This window comes from Plantibacter sp. VKM Ac-2880 (genome assembly GCF_015351235.1).
Lineage (GTDB): Bacteria > Actinomycetota > Actinomycetes > Actinomycetales > Microbacteriaceae > Plantibacter.
This window is the reverse complement of record NZ_JADKSJ010000002.1, coordinates 381,036-398,107: the sequence shown is the minus strand read 5'-3', so window position 1 is coordinate 398,107 and position 17,072 is coordinate 381,036. Positions and strand designations below refer to the sequence as shown.

Below are 17,072 nucleotides of genomic sequence, written 5' to 3'. Positions count from 1 at the left end.
TGGACGCCATGTCGCCGGACGCGCGTGCGCGGTACAGTGAACCCCGTGACCTCTGCAGATGAATCCCCCCTCTCCGGCGTCGACGTCAGCGCGCTGCCCAAGATCTCGCTCCACGACCACCTCGACGGCGGCGTGCGCCCCTCGACCATCATCGAACTCGCGGAGGCGGTGGGCGTCGACGTCCCCGTGTCCGACCCGGACGGCCTCGCCGACTGGTTCTACGCCCAGTGCAACGCCGGCTCGCTCGTCGAGTATCTGAAGACCTTCGACCTCACCACCGCGGTCATGCAGACCGAGGAGGGGCTCGTCCGCGTCGCGCGCGAGTTTGTCCAGGACCTCGCGGCCGACGGTGTCATCTACGGCGAGGTGCGGTGGGCTCCCGAGCAGCACCTCACCCGCGGGCTGAGCCTCGACGCGGTCGTGGAGGCCGTGCAGGAGGGCATCGAGCTCGGGATCAAGGACGCCGCCCACACGGGTTCGGACATCCAGATCGGTCAGCTCATCACGGCTATGCGCCACGCCGATCGCGCCCTCGAGATCGCGGAGCTCGCCGTGCGGCACCGCGAACGCGGCGTGGCGGGCTTCGACATTGCCGGCGCCGAGGCCGGGTTCCCGGCCAGCAAGCACCGGCTGGCCTTCGACTACCTCGCGCGTGAGCTCTTCCCGGTCACCGTGCACGCCGGTGAGGCCGACGGCGTCGAGTCGATCCGCAGCGCCCTGCTCGACGGCCGGGCGCTCCGCCTCGGTCACGGGGTCCGCATCGCGGAGGACATCTTCATCGAGCGCGATGACGCCGAGTCCCTGTACGCCACGCTCGGACCGGTCGCGGAGTGGGTCCGCGACCGCCGGATCCCGCTCGAGCTGAGCCCCCAGTCGAACCTGCAGACCGGGGCGATCGCGGCCTGGGGCGACGACCTCGAGGACCACCCGTTCGACCTGCTGTACCAGCTCGACTTCGCCGTCACGGTGAACGTCGACAACCGGACGATGAGCGACACGAGCCTCACCAAGGAGCTCACGCTGCTTACCGAGGTGTTCGACTACGACCTCACGGACCTCGAGACCTTCCAGCTGAACGCGGCCGCCGCCGCCTTCCAGCCGTTGGAGGTCCGCGAGGCCCTGGCGGACCGCATCTCGGAGGCGTTCGACGAATTCCTCGACGACGACGAGGACTGATCCTCGGCGCGTGTGCCACTCGGACGACCACTCGAGTGGCACACGCGCGGCGGGCTTCCAGCCTCGGAGCGATACGCTTGTCCAGACCCGCTCGGGTCGACCGATCCTCTGATTGAAGCGATGCCACTCCCAGATCTCTCCGAAGCGACAATCGCCCTCCGCGTCGATGCGGCGGACTGGCGAGAGGCGATCCGCGCGGCCGGTGCACTGCTCACGCAGACCGGAGCGACGGACGCTGCGTACACGCAGCGCATGATCGACGTGGTGGAGGAGTTCGGCGCCTACGTCGTCATCGCTCCAGGCCTCGCGCTCGCCCATGCGCGTCCCGGAGCCGACGTCCACCAGGACTCCCTCGTCGTCGCGACGCTCGCGGAGCCGGTCCGGTTCGGACATCCGCACAACGACCCGGTCTCCGTGGTCCTCGGCCTAGCGGTCACCACGGCGGAGTCGCACGTCGGCTGGGTGGCGGAGATCGCCAACGTCTTCAACGACCCGGCGGCGATCCCTCGGCTCGCCGCCGCCAACGACGCGGACGAGGTGCGCGCGGTGTTCCGTGCCGAGCTGCTCGGCCACGGAGGTCCCGCGTGAAGATCGTCGCCGTCTGCGGTTCCGGAGTGGGGTCGTCCGCGATCCTCAAGCTCAACGCCGAACGCGCCCTGGAGCGACTCGACCTCGAGGCCGACGTGATCGCCGGCGACATCGAGAGCCTGTCGACGACGGCTGCGGATGCCCAGGTCATCCTGACGTCTCCCGAACTCGTCGAGCGTATCGGCAAGACCTTCGCCGACATCGTCGTGATCGACAATTATTTCGACCTCGCCGAACTCACCGAGAAGCTCGAGCGCGCCCTCGGCTGAGGGCACGCCGAGTGGCTCGGCGGCCGGATCGGTCGTCGGCGGACCGCGTCCGGTTCCCTGATCCGGCCGACGGGCTAGGCGACGAGCTCGGTCAGTTCGCTGCGCAGCGCGACCAGGCGTGCCGCGACCGTCGCCGCCCGTTCGCCCGCATCGCCCTCGCTCGATTGCACGTCGACGTACACCTTGAGCTTCGGTTCCGTCCCGCTCGGGCGGATCATCACCCGGGTCCCGTCGTCGAGCCACAGCCGGAGGACGTCGCTTGGCGGGAGGCCCTCGAAGCCGTCGACGAGATCGTCGATCCGGGTCACCGCCGCTCCGGCGATCCGCGTGGGCGGGAGCTCCCGCAGTGCAGCCATGACCTCGCCGATGCGGCTGAGCTCCGCGTAGCGGATGGAGATCTGATCACTCCCGAAGGAGCCGAAGGTCGCAGCGAACCGGTCGAGCAGCCCGGCGACGCTCTCGCCCGCCTGTGCAGCCGACGTCGCGAGTCCGAGGAACGCGACCGCGGCGGAGATACCGTCCTTGTCGCGCACCGTCTCGGGGTTCACGAGGTATCCGAGCGCCTCTTCGAAGCCGAAGCGCATGCCGGGGGTGCGGGAGATCCACTTGAACCCGGTGAGCGTCTCGCGGAACGCGAGACCGTGGGCCTCGGCGACCGTCCGTAACGCCGGTGAGGAGACGATCGAGCAGGCGAGGGTCCCCTCCGGTGCCGCATCGCCGTCGAGTTCCGCACTCGCGAGCTGCGCCGCGCGCCAGCCGAGGAGCAGGCCGACCTCGTTGCCGGTGAGTCGTCGGTAGCCGGAGGCCTCCGCAGCGTCCGGGATGGCGATCGCCAGGCGGTCGGCGTCGGGGTCGTTGGCGATGATGAGGTCGGCGCCGGTCGCTCGCGCCGTCGCGAACGACAGGTCGAGGGCGCCGGGCTCCTCCGGGTTCGGGAAGCTCACGGTCCGGAACGTCGGGTCCGGGTCGATCTGCTCGGTGACGAGTTCCGGTGCGGGGTACCCTGCGGTCTCGAGGACGCGACCGGTGGTCTCCCAGCCGACGCCGTGCATGGCGGTGTAGACGACGCGGAGCTGGTCTCCCGCCGGAGCCTGGGCCACAGCGGCCGTCGCCGCGACGTACGCGTCGACGACGTCCTCACCAGCGATCTCGAACGCCTCGTCGCGAGGCAGGTCCTGGACGGACGCCGCGGTGGCGATGCGCTCGATGTGCGCGGCGATCGCCGCATCGGCGGGGGAGACGATCTGCGAGCCCTGGTGCTCACCGCCGAGGTACACCTTGTAGCCGTTGTCGGCCGGCGGGTTGTGGCTCGCGGTGACCATGACGCCGGCCGAGGCGTCGAAGAACCGGACGGCGAAGGCGAGGACCGGCGTCGGCAGCAGTCGGGGGAGCAGGATGGCGCGGACGCCGGCGCCCGTCATGAGCTCGGCGGTGTCCTGAGCGAACACCGCGGAGTTCTTCCGGCCGTCGTACCCGATGACGATGCTCGGGGTGACCCCGTCCGCTGCCTGCTCGAGGAGGTAGGTGGCGAGGCCCGCCGCGGCCTGTGAGACGAGCACGCGGTTCATGCGGTTGGAGCCGGCTTCGATGCGGCCGCGCAGCCCGGCCGTGCCGAACTGCAGGCGGGTGTCGAAGCGGTCGTGCAGCTCGGCGACCGCGACCTCGTCGGCGACCCTGGCGCGCTCGACGAGTCCGGCCAGTTCGGCCCTCGTCTCGTCGTCGGGGTCCTGCGCGAGCCATGCCTCCGCGGTCGCGAGCAGCGTCGAGGCGCTCACAGGGCGGCGACGATCTGCGCGAGGAGCTTGCTGATCACCGGCTCGGCCGTCTGGCCGGCCTCGATGACCTCGGCGTGGCTGAGCGGCGTCTTCTGGATGCCGGCGGCGAGGTTCGTGATGAGCGACATGCCGAGCACCTCCATGCCGGCCTGACGGGCGGCGATGGCCTCCAGCGCCGTGGACATGCCGACGATGTGGCCACCGATCGCCTTCGCCATCTGCACCTCGGCGGGGGTCTCGTAGTGCGGCCCGCGGAACTGCGTGTAGACGCCTTCGTCGAGCTCGGGTGCGACCGAGTGCGCGAGGTCGCGCAGGCGCTTCGCGTACAGGTCGGTGAGGTCGATGAACGTCGCGCCCTCGAGCGGCGAGTCCGCGGTGAGGTTGATGTGGTCGCTGATGAGGACCGGCGTGCCGGGGGTCCAGTGGTCCTTGATGCCGCCCGCGCCGTTGGTGAGGATCATGATGCCGGCGCCCGCGGCCGCGGCCGTCCGGACGCTGTGCACCACGCGGCGCACGCCGTGGTTCTCGTAGTAGTGGGTCCGGGCACCGATCACGAGCGCACGCTTGCCGCTCGGCAGGAGGACGGAGCGCAGGGTGCCGACGTGGCCCTCGAGCGCGGGCTTCGAGAAGCCGACGATCTCGGCTGCTGGGATGGTCGCCGTGGTCTCACCGATGAGGTCGGCCGCCTTCCCCCAACCACTCCCGAGCGTGAGGGCGATGTCGTGGCGATCGACACCGGTCTTCTCGGCGATCTGACCCGCGGCTTCTCGGGCGATCTCGAAGGGATCGACATCGGACAGATCGAGCGGGTTCGCAGCAGTTTCGGACATCCTCTCACTCTAGACAGGGGCGAGGCCGGACCCCAACCGTGCGGACCCCGCTCATCCGTGCAACCCGGTCGTCGCCGGGGCGCGGAACGGGTTTGGTCCCGCCCCTGGTCGCGCGCGAGAATGGTCGCATGGCCTACGAGTTCGAACGCAAGCAGCGAGTGGCGATCATCGGAGGCGGACCCGGCGGGTACGAGGCGGCGCTCGCCGGCGCCCAGCTCGGCGCCGACGTGACCCTGGTGGAACGGACGGGCGTCGGCGGCGCGGCGGTCATCACCGACGTCGTCCCGTCCAAGAGCCTCATCGCCACGGCCGACGCGGTCGGTGCCATCGGCGAGGCCGCTGATCTCGGTGTGCAGTTCTTCGTCCGCTCGGAGACCACCGGCAAGCCCAGCCGTCCCGAGGTCGCCGTCAACCTCGCCGCGGTCAACAAACGTCTGCTGGGGCTCGCCCGCCAACAGTCCGAGGACATGCGGGCCGGGCTCATCCGGGCCGGCGTCCGGATCGTGAACGGCCAGGGGCGCCTCGACGGCCCGAACGAGGTCATCGTCTCGACCGACCGCTCCGCAGGGACCGACTTCGACCGCATCGAGGCCGACACCGTCGTCATCTCCGTGGGCGCGAGTCCGCGTCAGTTGCCGTCAGCGCTGCCGGACGGCGAGCGCATCCTCACCTGGACCCAGCTGTACAACCTCACCTCGGTCCCCGAGCACCTGATCGTCGTCGGCTCCGGTGTCACCGGCGCCGAGTTCGCCTCCGCGTACACGGCGCTCGGGTCGAAGGTCACGCTCATCTCGAGCCGCGACCAGGTTTTGCCCGGCGAGGACGCGGACGCCGCGGCCGTCATCGAGAACGTCTTCAAGCGCAACGGCATGACGGTGCTGTCGAAGTCCAGGGCCGACTCGGTCACCCGGACCGAGCACGGCGTCGTCGCGACCCTCTCCGACGGCCGGACCGTCGAAGGCTCGCACTGCCTCATGGCGGTCGGTTCGGTCCCGAACACCGCCGGGATCGGGCTCGAGGAGGCCGGCGTCCAGCTGACCGACTCCGGTCACATCCGCGTCAACCGGGTGGCCCGGACGAGCGTCCCCAACATCTACGCCGCCGGCGACTGCACGACGTTCCTGCCGCTCGCCTCCGTCGCCTCCATGCAGGGGCGCACCTCGATGCTGCACGCCATGGGCGACGCGGTGAACCCGACCGAGATCCGCAACGTGGCCGCGAACATCTTCACGCAGCCGGAGATCGCGACCGTCGGCTGGACCCAGAAGCAGATCGAGGACGGCATCGCGCAGGGCGAGATCTACAAGCTGCCGCTGGCGCAGAACCCGCGCGCGAAGATGATGGGCATCAAGGACGGCTTCGTCAAGCTGTTCGCCCGCACCGGCAGCGGCACGGTGATCGGCGGGGTCATCGTCGCCCCGAAGGCCAGCGAACTCATCTTCCCCCTGGCGTTGGCCGTCGAGCAGCGCTTGAACGTCGACCAGGTCGCTCGGGCGTTCACGGTGTACCCCTCGCTCACCGGGTCGATCACCGACGCCGCGCGGGCCATGCACATCGTGGAGTAGTCCGGCCGGTCGCGCTCCCGGGCTCAGGCGGTGCGGTTGGCGAGCACGATGCGCGCCACGGCCACCCGTGAGCGCACCGACCACGCGGTGAACACCGCGCTGAGGTGCTTCTCCACGGTCTTGCGGGAGATGCCGAGGGTCGCGGCGATCTCGTCGTTCGACAGCCCGTCGGCGACGAGTTCGGTGAGGTCCCGTTGCCGGGGCGTGAGCGGCGTGGTCGGGATGGGGACGGCGCTCAACGGCAGGGTCGCCGGCAGCCTCGAGGGGAGCTGGCGCCGGGACACGATGCCGAACGCGGCGAGCACCCGCGTCACGTGGGCGTCGACGGTGCGGGAGGAGAGCTGCAGGACGGAGGCGATCTGCGCCGTCGAGTTGCCCTCGGCGGAGAGGAGGGCCACCTCGCGCTCGCGGGGTGACAGGCCGTCCCAGCCGGATCCGGCGATCGGGGCGAGACGTCGTCCGATGGCCTTCAACTCGCGGGCGGCCGATCGGGTCGCCGCGGTGTGTCCGCCGCGATCGGCCTGCTCGGCGAGTGCGGACAGTTCACGCACCGCCTGGGTGCGGTCGGACATCGCGATGAGCGCTCGGGTGGCGAGGATCTCGCCGATCCCGGCCTCGAGCATGCGGCCGTCCGCCAGCGCGCGAGTCGCCGCCGTCCGGGCGAGAACGAGTGCTCCGGCCGGATCGCCCCGCAGCAGTTCCAGCTTGCACTGCATGCGCAGGATCGCCGGGCCGGGCACACGCCGATCGACGTCGTCGGCGATGAAGCCGATGAGTCGTTCCAATTCGACGACGTCGCCGTCCAGGAACGCGCTGGCGACGAGCAGCTCGATCGCCAGGGCCCGGTCCTGGACGGACAGCCCGCTGAAGTCGTTCCCCGAAGCGCTCCGCGCCAGTGCGGCGGCTCCGTGGTCGTCGGCCAGGGCGGCGAGCCCGTATCCGACGAGGAGGTAGCAGGTCGTCTGGAACGCGCCCGTCGGTTCGGGGATGGCCTGGCGGACGCGCCGCGCGAGGGTCCGGGTCGCACCCTGCTCGGCGCGGTTCCCCGCGACGAGGCACTGGACGGCCTCCGCGTAGAGTCTCGTCGGCTCGCTGGAGGCCCGTTCGAACATGACGAGCGCAGCCGCCTCCGCATCGGCGACGCGACCCTCGTTGAGGAGCAGTCGCGCGACGACGCCGTCGACGAGTGTGCGGAAGAGCCGGGTGGGCGTCGCGGCGATCTCCTCGCTGAACGCGTCGGCGAAGCCGCGCGCCACGTGGATCAGCACGTTGACGACGGCTCCCTCGACGAGCAGGTAGCCGACGAGCCAGGCGACGGACGGTTCCACCTCGCCACCGGCCTCGACGAGCGACATGGCCTCCTCGAAGCACCCCTCGAGGATCGAGTCCGGTGACCGGTCGGACCCGAGCGCGAGCCCGGCCGCGCCGAGCGCGAGGAGTCTGGTCGTCCGTTCGGCACCCGTGGAAGCGGCGACGGCTGCTGCCGCGTCCTGCTGGCAGCCGACGAAGTCCGCGGCGGTGAAGCGCGCGTAGGAGCGGAGCGCGAGCAGCCGGGGGTCCGCCTCGACGCCCGGCACCGCCTCGAGCAGGGCGATCGCCCCGGAGGCGTCGAAGTTCGCCACACGATCCAACGCGTCTTCGAGGAGGTCGGTTGCTGACACCTGCTCAGCGTATCGTCGCCTCAAGCCGGGCGGAGCCTTCGGCTGAACGGCGGGTCAGCTGATGGTGAGCAGCTGGTGCCCTGAGGAGACGGTCGTGCCGACGGTCGCGTCGATCGCGCCGACGGTGCCGTCCTTGTGCGCGGTGATCGGTTGCTCCATCTTCATCGCCTCGAGCACGACGACGAGGTCGCCCTTCACCACGACGTCGCCCTCTGCGACCGCGAGCTTCACGATCGTCGCCTGCATCGGGGCGGAGACGGCGTCGCCGGTCGCCGCGGAGACCACCGTGGAGCCGCCACGACGGTGCGGTGCCGGGGCGGCGACGGGTGCGCCGACGTTCAGCCCCAGCTGACCACCCGGGAGGCTGACCTCGAGCCGCTTGCCACCGACTTCGACGACCACGGTGGATCGCGTCGCCGGCACCTGCTGGGCGTCGATGGAGCCGTCCCACGGTTCGATGTCGTTGACGAACTCGGTCTCGATCCAGCGTGTGTACACGCCGAAGGTGCCGTCCTCCGCGGTGAACGCCGGGTCGCGGACGATCTTGCGGTGGAAGGGGATCACGGTCGGGAGTCCAGCGACCTCGAACTCGTCGAGGGCGCGGCGGCTGCGCTCGAGCGCCTCCTCGCGGGTGCGACCGGTGACGATGATCTTGCCGAGCAACGAGTCGAAGGCGCCGGAGATCGTGTCGCCGGCGGTCACGCCGGAGTCGAGGCGCACGCCGGGGCCGCCGAAGGTCTTGAAGACGTGGATGGGTCCGGGCTGCGGGAGGAAGCCGCGTCCCGGGTCCTCACCGTTGATGCGGAACTCGAAGGAGTGGCCGGTCGGCTTCGGGTCGTCGTAGTCGAGCACGCCGCCCTCGGCGAGACGGAACTGCTCGCGGACGAGGTCGATGCCGGTGACCTCCTCGGAGACCGGGTGCTCGACCTGGAGTCGGGTGTTGACCTCGAGGAAGGAGACGGTGCCGTCCTTGCCGATGAGGAATTCGCAGGTGCCGGCACCGAGGTAGCCGACCTCCTTGAGGATCGCCTTCGACGCACGGTAGAGCTCGATGTTCTGCTCCTCGGTGAGGAACGGCGCCGGTGCCTCCTCGACGAGCTTCTGGTGGCGGCGCTGCAGCGAGCAGTCGCGGGTGGAGACGACGACGACGTTGCCGTGCGCGTCGGCGAGGCACTGGGTCTCGACGTGCCGCGGCTGGTCGAGGTACTTCTCCACGAAGCACTCGCCGCGTCCGAAGGCGGCGATCGCCTCACGGGTCGCGGACTCGAAGAGCTCGGCGACCTCTTCGCGTTCGCGGGCGACCTTGAGGCCGCGTCCGCCGCCACCGAAGGCGGCCTTGATGGCGACCGGCAGGCCGTGGATGTCGACGAAGTCGAGGACCTCCTCAGCACCCGAGACCGGGTTGAGGGTGCCGGGCGCGAGCGGGGCGCCGACCTTCTCGGCCACGTGGCGGGCCGAGACCTTGTCACCGAGGCGCTCGATGGCCTCCGGCGACGGACCGATCCAGATGAGGCCGGCGGCCATGACGGCACGCGCGAAGTCGGCGTTCTCGGCCAGGAACCCGTACCCGGGGTGTACGGCGTCGGCGCCGGACCGTCGGGCGATGGAGAGGAGCTTGTCGATGACGAGGTAGGTCTCGGCGCTCGTCGCCCCGTCGAGGGCGTAGGCCTCGTCGGCGAGGCGGGCATGCATGGCGTCGCGATCCTGGTCGGCGTAGACGGCGACGGAGGCGATCCCGCTGTCCTTCGCGGCTCGGATGACGCGGACGGCGATCTCGCCACGGTTGGCGATGAGGACCTTGGTTATACGTGGCACAGTCCACGAGCCTACCGGGAGGGCCGGACCGACTTTTGGACCACACGCACAGAAAAGCCGGGGGAACGACGTGTGACTCCTACAAGCGCGTCGGCGTCACAAGGCTCCGGCGCGGTTGCGGAGCTCGTGCCAGTCGTGCCCGAGGGTGCGGACGAGACGCCGGAGCGTCGGTAGGGACAGGCCGACGACGGTGGACGGATCGCCGTCGATCCGGGTGATGAAGGCTGCACCGAGGCTGTCGATGGTGAACGCTCCGGCGACCTCGAGCGGCTCACCGGAGGCGATGTACGCGTCGATCTCGGCATCGTCGAGGTCGTCGGCGAAGGACACCTCGGCCGAGGCCACGGCACCGACCCCGACCGGCGACGGGCGCGTGCCGTCGATGAGCCAGTGGCCGGAGTACAGCGTCCCGGTCCGCCCGCGCTGTGCCTGCCACCGCTCGCGCGCCCGCTCGGCCGTGTGCGGCTTCCCGTGGACGACGCCGTCGAGGACGAAGACCGAATCACCCCCGAGGAGGAGGCCGACCTCGTCGCCGCGATCGACGACCACCCGCAGCGAGGCCTCGGCCTTCGCCCGGGCGAGGAGTGCGACGACCGTTTCCGGGGTCAGCGGTGCTCCGGCGGCGAGCGTGGCGTCCGCGACCGCCTGGTCCTCGTCGACGGACGACGGGACGACGACCGGTTCGATGCCGCTCGACCGCAGGAGCGCGAGCCTGGCCGGGGACGTTGAGGCGAGCGTGAGACGCACGACGGTTCCTTCCGGGAGGACGGTGGACCCCCGCCGGTCACCCGTGTGACATGCTCGACGCATGAGCACGACGACTGGACGCACCGTGGAACTGGACATCACCAACGTAGCCCACGGGGGTGTGTTCGTCGCTCGGCACGAGGGCCGTGTGGTCTTCGTCCCCGACACCCTGCCCGGTGAGCGCGTCAGGGCCCGCATCGTCGACGAGAACGAGAAGCGGTTCTGGCGGGCGGAGACCCTGGAGGTCCTCACCCCGTCCGAGCACCGCCGCCCGCACGTCTGGGCCGAGGCCTCCATCGACCGCGAGCCGGGCGAACGGGCCGGCGGAGCCGAGTTCGGACACATCGACCTGGCCCACCAACGCGCCCTGAAGCACCAGGTGCTGGCCGAAGGCCTCGAGCGCTTCGCCGGGGTCGCGCCCGAGTTCACCGTGTCCGCGGTCGACGGCGAGACGCCCGACGGCACGCGGTGGCGCACGAGGGTCTCGCTGCACGTCGACCAGCACGGCAACATCGGACCCTACGCCGCGCGGTCCCACCAGGTCGTCCCCGTCGACGACCTGCCGCTCGCGATCGAGGCCGTCGCGGACGCGGCGCGTCTCGAGGAGCTGCCGCACGGCACCACGTCGATCGACATCGTCGCCTCCTCGACCGGTGCCGTCCGCGTCCTCACCCGTGCCGACGAGGCCGGAGGCGGCGACCGGCGACGCGGGGGCGGCCGTGGTCGACGTGGCGGCCCGAAGCCGGTCCGTCCGGCGGCCGATCCGATCCGCGAGCTCGTCGGCGACCGCGAGTTCATCGTCGACGCGAACGGGTTCTGGCAGGTCCACCGCCAGGCGGCGGCGACCCTGCAGCAGGCCGTCTCCGACGCGATCGACGACGCGCGCTTCGACGCCCGCGCCGCGAACCTCGACCTCTACGGCGGCGTCGGGCTGTTGGCCGCCGGCGTGGCCGACCGCTTCGGCTCCACCACGCGCATCACCACTGTCGAGAGCGACGAGCGCGCCACCGAGTACGCGGGGGAGAACCTGTCCGAGTGGGTCGGCGCGCAGGCGGTCACCGCGAAGGTCGACGCCTTCCTCCGGTCGGAGATCGCCTCGGGCAGCCGCATCGAGCGTTCCCGCTACGCCACCGCGACGGTCGTCCTGGACCCGCCGCGGTCGGGCGCGGGCGCGGAGATCGTGGCGATGCTCGGCGAGCTGCGCCCCGCGTCGATCGTCTACGTCGCCTGCGACCCCATCGCGCTCTCACGCGACGTGGCGCTGCTCGCCGAGCAGGGGTACGAACTGGGCCACCTGGCCGCCTACGACCTCTTCCCGAACACCCACCACCTCGAGGCCGTCGCCGGCTTCACCCGCACGGCTTGAACGGCGAGCGCCCGGGCGGACCGACTCGCTCCACGGCCGTCCCGCCCGAGGGGTCCGGCACTCGCTACGATGGTGCCGTGGTGACCGTCGCAATCATTGATGATCACGAGTCCGTCCGGCTCGGGATCGAAGCGGTGTGTGCGCACGCCGGGTATCAGGTCGTGGCGAGTGCCCCGACCGCCGTCGAGTGCATCGCCGCGCTGAACGGAGTGGTCCCCGACGTCGTCGTGCTCGACCTCTCCCTCTCCGACGGCAGCACCCCGACGACGAACATCCAGGCGGTGCAGGCGGTGGGCGCGCACGTGCTCATCCACTCCATCGCCGACCGGGTGGCGCTCGTCCGCGAGGCGCTGGCCGCCGGGGCGTCCGGGGTGATCCCGAAGTCGTCGCCGACGGACACCGTCATCGCCGCCATCGCCACCGTCGCCCGCGGCGAGGCACTCAACAACATCGAGTGGGCCAGTGCGATCGACGCCGACAGCGACTTCGCCCGCGCGCAACTGGGCCGCCGCGAGCGCGACGTCCTCCACCTCTACGCCTCCGGCCTGCCGCTGAAGACCGTCGCCATGCAGCTCGGGATCGCCTACTCGACGGCCCGCGAGCACATCGACCGCATCCGCGTGAAGTACGTCGAGGTGGGCCGTCCGGCACCGACGAAGGTCGACCTGCTCCGCCGCGCGGTCGAGGACGGGATCCTCCCCGGCCTCGATCAAGGCGGGACGGATGTCTCCTAGCTTCCGGGCACCGACCAGGCATCCCGCGATCCCCGCGGACACGAAGGATGCCCAGGCTCAGCGCCGGATGCTGAACACCGCCAACTTCGAGCGCCTCCTCGGCCGATCGGTCGCGATCATCGGGCTCGTCTTCGGCCTGCAGACCGCGTTCACCACCCTCGGTCAGGGTGTCCAGATCGACGGCTGGATCGGCGTCCTCTATGTCGTGGCCGTCTTCGGGTCCATGGGCGTGGCCATCGGCTGCTGTTTCTTCCTGTGGCACCATCGGCTGGCCTCAGGGGTCTTCGCGGCGGTGTTCCTGGTCGCGCTGCTCATCTGGCCGGCGGTGAACGCGCCGGCGCCGGCCGACATCAACCAGGAACCGTGGATCTGGTACCTCTGCACCATCGCGGTCGCCTTCGCATGCGTGCCGCTCAAACTGCGCGGAGCCATCGTGTACCTGGTGGTCACCTCGTTCATGTACGGCGTGAACCGCATCATCGACGCCGACTTCGTCCCGGCCTCCTGGGAGATCGGCGCGCTCGACGCCTCGTACGCGACGATCATCGGCGGGCTCATCGTCGTCCTGGTGGGCCTCTTCCGGGTGTTGGCGGGCCGGGTCGACGTGGCCAGGGCCGCCGCGCTGTCGACCTACGACGCCGCCGTCAAACAGCACGCGACGGAGGTGGAGCGGGTGGAGGTCGATTCGATCGTGCACGACAGCGTGCTCGCCTCCCTGCTCGCGGCCGACCGCGCGATGACGCCCAAGTCCGAAGCCCTCGCGGTGATGATGGCCAGGGTCGCCATCGAGCAGCTCGAGGGGGTCGGCGCACCGATGACCAACGAGGACGAGGTCACGGGCCTCGCGGAACTCGTCGAGCGCCTGCGCGGTGCGGCGTCGATGCTCGGCGAACCGTTCACGGTCACGACCGAGGGGGCGTCCGGGCGGGTGCTCCCCGTGACGGTCGCGAACGCGGTGTACTGGGCGACGGTGCAGGCGATGGTCAACAGCGTCGAGCATGCTGGCCAGGGCGTCGCGAGGAGCCTGGCGATCGAGGGGACGGTGTCGGGCGGTGTCTGCGTGACCGTCAGCGACGACGGGGTCGGATTCTGCCCCGACGCGGTCGCCGAGGAGCGACTCGGCCTCAAGGTGTCGATCGTCGAGCGCATGGCCGGTGTCGGAGGCCGCTCGACCGTGCTCTCCCGGCCCGGTGAGGGTGCCGTCATCCGGATCGAATGGTCTCCGGAGGACGCCTCATGACCCCGGCCCCGCGGTACGCGCTCGTCATCCTCGCCGCCCTGTTCTCGGCCTACCACCTGCTCCGTGCCGCCTTGACCCTCGAGACGCCGCGTGAAGCCGTACCGGTGCTCATCGCGATGCTCGTCTACGCGGTCGCGAGCGTCCTGAGCCTCTGGCCGATGGGATCGACCCGGATGCCCTCCTGGCTCGCCAGCCTCAATCTCGCGACCGCCATCATCGTGCCCCTCCTCGTGACGAGCCAGCTGGACCCCACCCGGAACAACGGCTACGCCACCTGGCATGTGGCCTCGATCGGGACCCTCATGACGATCACGGTGGTCCGGCAACGCGAACTGGTCGCCTACCTCGGGATCATCTTCCTCACCGTGCAGTCCCTGGTCTGGGCCGGCCCCGGCCTGGCGCTCGGCATGGGCGTGACGGGGAGCCTCATCTGGGTCGTCCTCGCGAGTGTGCTCACCCGGTCGATCGCCGGAGCTCAACACGACGCCGAGCGACTCACCCAGGCCGAGCACGCGACGTCGGACTGGCAGGCCGCGCAGTACGCCCACGTCCATGAACGACGGCGGCGCCTGAGCCAGACGGGTCGGCTCGCCACACCGATGCTGCGCACGATCATCGCGAACGGCGGCAGGCTGTCGGTCGCCGATCGCACCGAATGCCGGACGCTCGAGGCGAGCCTCCGCGACGAGATCCGGGGCCGCCACCTCCTGAGTGACGCGGTACGCGCCGAGGTCCTCGCCGCTCGTCGTCGGGGCGCGGTCGTGAACATGCTCGACGAGGGCGGTCTCGAGGAGTTGGACGCCGAGGTCCTCGACGCGATCCATGCGCAGATCGCCGAGACGCTCGCGGCTTCGGCCGCGACGCGCCTCATCGTGCGGAGCGTGCCGGACGACGATCGCGTCGCGGTGACGGTCGTCGGGCTGCGTGCCGTGCCCCCGGTTCCCGGCGTCGCGCCGGGCCCCGACGACGATGACGAGGACCTCGACGTCTGGCTCGAGATCCCGCGGGACGGATCGCGCGCCGACCTCGGACGCCAGGCGGCCGCCGGATCCGAGTGATCCGCGAGCAAGCAGGCCGGTCGATCGCGAGCTGCACCCGATCGGAACGGGTGTCGGTTCAGGAGAAGCCCCGTTAACGGGAAGGAGGGCCAGCACCCGATGCTGGCCCTCCATGGCGTTCGTGGGTCAGAGCGGTAACCCGAATACCGCTCTGACCCGCCCCCGAACTTCTGCCCGCTTACCCTAGATGGAGCAGAAGCTGGTGAAGTGGTCTCGATGAGACTCAACTCTCAGGAATGATCATCCCCCATCAGGGGTACCCCCGACAGTCGGCACTATGGAGGACATACCGTCCTCCATCGTGGACAGCGAGGACGAGCGTTTCAGAGTGCTCGTCGCGGGCGCTCAGCCCGTGAACGCGCGCCAGTGACCGGGACCCGGAGTGATGCCCGTGCGCAACTGGCGCCGTGTCCGTTCCCAGGTCGACGGGATGCGCGGCGGCGGCACGGTGTCGGCGTCGCGCATCGCCTGCTCCGCGATCGCGACGCTCAGGACGGCGGTCAGAGCCGCGATCTCCTCGTCGTTCGGCGTGCCCCGCACGATCCGGAGGTCGATCGCCGAGGGTTCCGTCGTGTCCGGCCGGGCGGCGTCGCTCACAGCGGGATGTTCCCGTGCTTCTTGGCGGGCAGGCTCGCACGCTTCGTGCGGAGCGCTCGCAGCGCCTTGATGACCGAGACGCGGGTGGCCGCGGGCTCGATGACGCCGTCCAGCTCGCCCCGCTCGGCGGCGAGGAACGGACTCGCGACGTTGTAGGTGTACTCGTTCGCCAGACGGGTGCGCACGGCCGCGACGTCTTCGCCGGCCTCTTCTGCCCGCTTGATCTCGCCGCGGTAGAGGATGTTGACGGCGCCCTGACCACCCATGACGGCGATCTCGGCGGTGGGCCAGGCGAGGTTGATGTCTGCACCGAGCTGCTTGGAGCCCATGACGATGTAGGCGCCGCCGTAGGCCTTCCGCAGGATGACGGTCACGAGCGGCACGGTGGCCTCGGCGTAGGCGTAGAGCAGCTTCGCGCCGCGCCGGATGACGCCCGTCCACTCCTGGTCGGTGCCGGGCAGGTAGCCGGGGACGTCGACGAGGGTCAGGATCGGGATGCTGAACGCGTCGCAGAAGCGAACGAAGCGGCTGGCCTTCTCGCCGGCCTCGATGTTCAGGGTGCCGGCCATCTGGGACGGCTGGTTCGCGATGACGCCGACGGAGCGACCTTCGACGCGGGCGAAGCCGATCACGATGTTCGGGGCGAAGAGCGGCTGGACCTCCAGGAAGTCGCCGTCGTCGACCACATGCTCGATCACCGTCTTGACGTCGTACGGCTGGTTCGGGGAGTCGGGGATGAGGGTGTTGAGTCGGCGGTCCTCGTCGGTGGTCTCGAGCTCCACCTCGACGTCGAAGACGGTGGCTTCGGCGAGGTTGTTGTCGGGCAGGAACCCGACGAGGGTCCTGGCGTAGTCGAGGGCGTCCGGCTCGTCGCTCGCGAGGTAGTGCGCGACCCCGGAGCGGGTGTTGTGGGTGTAGCCGCCGCCCAGCTCCTCCATGCCGACGTCCTCGCCCGTGACCGTCTTGATGACGTCGGGGCCGGTCACGAACATCTGGCTGGTCTTGTCGACCATGATGACGAAGTCGGTGAGCGCGGGGGAGTAGACGGCGCCACCGGCGGCCGGACCCATGATGATGGAGATCTGCGGGATGACCCCGGATGCCTGCGTGTTGCGGCGGAAGATCTCGCCGTACTTGCCGAGGGCGACGACACCCTCCTGGATGCGGGCACCGCCCGAGTCCAGCATGCCGATGATCGGGACACCGGTCTTCAGGGCGAGGTCCATGATCTTGATGATCTTGTCGCCGGCGACCTCGCCGAGCGAACCGCCGAAGATGGTGAAGTCCTGCGAGTACACGGCGACCTGGCGACCGTGGATGGTGCCGGTGCCCGTGACGACGGCGTCGCCGTACGGCCGCGAGCGGTCCATGCCGAACGCCGTGGTGCGGTGCCGCACGAACTCGTCGAGCTCGACGAAGCTGCCGTGGTCGAGGAGCTGCTCGATGCGCTCCCGCGCCGTGAGCTTGCCCTTCTTGTGCTGCTTCTCGATGGCGGCTTCGCCGCTCGCCGTCACGGCTTCGTGATAGCGGTTCTTGAGGTCGGCGAGCTTCCCGGCCGTCGTGTACAGGTCAGGGCCGGAGGCGGTTTCGTCGGTCACGGTTTCACCTTACCCGGTGGCCCCCCGGCGAACCCGTTGACGATCGCGTACAA

15 protein-coding genes are annotated in these 17,072 nt (G+C 70.4%); 8 read left to right on the top strand and 7 right to left on the bottom strand.

What is annotated here, in order from left to right; genetic code table 11:
* The first annotated feature begins 45 nt into the window (after positions 1-45).
* The 3 genes from ITJ57_RS14010 (at position 46) to ITJ57_RS14000 (ending at position 2,033) form a co-directional block, all read left to right on the top strand.
* The gene (locus tag ITJ57_RS14010; protein ID WP_194670708.1) at positions 46-1,176 is read left to right on the top strand and encodes an adenosine deaminase; all 1,131 of its coding nucleotides are present in this window, start codon (positions 46-48) and stop codon (positions 1,174-1,176) included.
* A gap of 120 nt (positions 1,177-1,296) precedes the next feature.
* Positions 1,297-1,764: a PTS sugar transporter subunit IIA gene (locus ITJ57_RS14005; protein WP_194670707.1), complete on the top strand. Its 468-nt coding sequence runs from the start codon at positions 1,297-1,299 to the stop codon at positions 1,762-1,764.
* Positions 1,761-2,033 carry a PTS sugar transporter subunit IIB gene (locus tag ITJ57_RS14000; RefSeq protein WP_194670706.1) on the top strand — a complete coding sequence of 91 codons (273 nt, stop codon included), beginning with the start codon at positions 1,761-1,763 and terminating at the stop codon, positions 2,031-2,033. The genes ITJ57_RS14005 and ITJ57_RS14000 overlap by 4 nt, the downstream gene beginning before the upstream one ends.
* 74 nt (positions 2,034-2,107) lie before the next feature.
* Here the strand turns inward: ITJ57_RS14000 and ITJ57_RS13995 are convergent, their stop codons facing one another.
* Positions 2,108-3,808 (bottom strand): phospho-sugar mutase, encoded by a 1,701-nt coding sequence (locus tag ITJ57_RS13995; protein WP_194670705.1) that lies wholly within the window; start codon positions 3,806-3,808, stop codon positions 2,108-2,110.
* On the bottom strand, positions 3,805-4,638 hold the full coding sequence (locus ITJ57_RS13990; RefSeq protein ID WP_194670704.1) for a purine-nucleoside phosphorylase: 834 nt from the start codon (positions 4,636-4,638) through the stop codon (positions 3,805-3,807). The genes ITJ57_RS13995 and ITJ57_RS13990 overlap by 4 nt, the downstream gene beginning before the upstream one ends.
* 128 nt (positions 4,639-4,766) lie before the next feature.
* Here ITJ57_RS13990 and ITJ57_RS13985 point away from each other — a divergent pair, with 128 nt between their 5' ends.
* A complete protein-coding gene (locus ITJ57_RS13985) occupies positions 4,767-6,203 on the top strand; it encodes an NAD(P)H-quinone dehydrogenase (protein WP_056012877.1) in 1,437 nt (478 codons plus the stop codon).
* A gap of 23 nt (positions 6,204-6,226) precedes the next feature.
* Here ITJ57_RS13985 and ITJ57_RS19835 read toward each other — a convergent pair whose 3' ends face one another.
* The 3 genes from ITJ57_RS19835 to ITJ57_RS13970 form a co-directional block, all read right to left on the bottom strand.
* On the bottom strand, positions 6,227-7,864 hold the full coding sequence (locus tag ITJ57_RS19835; RefSeq protein WP_194670703.1) for a LuxR C-terminal-related transcriptional regulator: 1,638 nt from the start codon (positions 7,862-7,864) through the stop codon (positions 6,227-6,229).
* Positions 7,865-7,918: 54 nt separating this feature from the next.
* A complete protein-coding gene (locus tag ITJ57_RS13975; RefSeq protein WP_194670702.1) occupies positions 7,919-9,679 on the bottom strand; it encodes a biotin carboxylase N-terminal domain-containing protein in 1,761 nt (586 codons plus the stop codon).
* Between the two features lie 96 nt (positions 9,680-9,775).
* Positions 9,776-10,426 carry a nucleoside triphosphate pyrophosphatase gene (locus ITJ57_RS13970; RefSeq protein ID WP_370582413.1) on the bottom strand — a complete coding sequence of 217 codons (651 nt, stop codon included), beginning with the start codon at positions 10,424-10,426 and terminating at the stop codon, positions 9,776-9,778.
* Positions 10,427-10,487: 61 nt separating this feature from the next.
* On the opposite strand from ITJ57_RS13970, the gene ITJ57_RS13965 reads away from it, so the two are divergent.
* The 4 genes from ITJ57_RS13965 (at position 10,488) to ITJ57_RS13950 (ending at position 14,824) form a co-directional block, all read left to right on the top strand.
* The gene (locus tag ITJ57_RS13965) at positions 10,488-11,792 is read left to right on the top strand and encodes a class I SAM-dependent RNA methyltransferase (RefSeq protein WP_194670701.1); all 1,305 of its coding nucleotides are present in this window, start codon (positions 10,488-10,490) and stop codon (positions 11,790-11,792) included.
* A 77-nt stretch (positions 11,793-11,869) separates the two neighbouring features.
* Positions 11,870-12,526, top strand: a complete 657-nt coding sequence (locus ITJ57_RS13960; RefSeq protein WP_056012862.1) for a response regulator transcription factor — start codon at positions 11,870-11,872, stop codon at positions 12,524-12,526.
* A complete protein-coding gene (locus tag ITJ57_RS13955) occupies positions 12,516-13,766 on the top strand; it encodes a sensor histidine kinase (protein WP_194670700.1) in 1,251 nt (416 codons plus the stop codon). The genes ITJ57_RS13960 and ITJ57_RS13955 overlap by 11 nt, the downstream gene beginning before the upstream one ends.
* On the top strand, positions 13,763-14,824 hold the full coding sequence (locus ITJ57_RS13950; protein WP_194670699.1) for a hypothetical protein: 1,062 nt from the start codon (positions 13,763-13,765) through the stop codon (positions 14,822-14,824). The genes ITJ57_RS13955 and ITJ57_RS13950 overlap by 4 nt, the downstream gene beginning before the upstream one ends.
* A gap of 345 nt (positions 14,825-15,169) precedes the next feature.
* Here ITJ57_RS13950 and ITJ57_RS19440 read toward each other — a convergent pair whose 3' ends face one another.
* Together ITJ57_RS19440 and ITJ57_RS13940 are read right to left on the bottom strand one after the other, a co-directional pair.
* The gene (locus tag ITJ57_RS19440; RefSeq protein WP_194670698.1) at positions 15,170-15,421 is read right to left on the bottom strand and encodes an acyl-CoA carboxylase subunit epsilon; all 252 of its coding nucleotides are present in this window, start codon (positions 15,419-15,421) and stop codon (positions 15,170-15,172) included.
* Entirely contained in the window at positions 15,418-17,019 is a 1,602-nt protein-coding gene (locus ITJ57_RS13940) for an acyl-CoA carboxylase subunit beta (protein ID WP_056012855.1), read from the bottom strand. Before ITJ57_RS13940 ends, ITJ57_RS19440 begins: the two co-directional genes overlap by 4 nt.
* Between the last annotated feature and the right edge of the window lie 53 nt (positions 17,020-17,072).

Coding starts and splice junctions, on each gene's coding strand:
- ITJ57_RS13950 (WP_194670699.1), top strand. CDS start 13,763: ATGACCCCGGCCCCGCGGTACGCGCTCGTCATCCTCGCCGCCCTGTTC.
- ITJ57_RS13990 (WP_194670704.1), bottom strand. CDS start 4,638: ATGTCCGAAACTGCTGCGAACCCGCTCGATCTGTCCGATGTCGATCCC.
- ITJ57_RS13955 (WP_194670700.1), top strand. CDS start 12,516: ATGTCTCCTAGCTTCCGGGCACCGACCAGGCATCCCGCGATCCCCGCG.
- ITJ57_RS13985 (WP_056012877.1), top strand. CDS start 4,767: ATGGCCTACGAGTTCGAACGCAAGCAGCGAGTGGCGATCATCGGAGGC.
- ITJ57_RS13965 (WP_194670701.1), top strand. CDS start 10,488: ATGAGCACGACGACTGGACGCACCGTGGAACTGGACATCACCAACGTA.
- ITJ57_RS14005 (WP_194670707.1), top strand. CDS start 1,297: ATGCCACTCCCAGATCTCTCCGAAGCGACAATCGCCCTCCGCGTCGAT.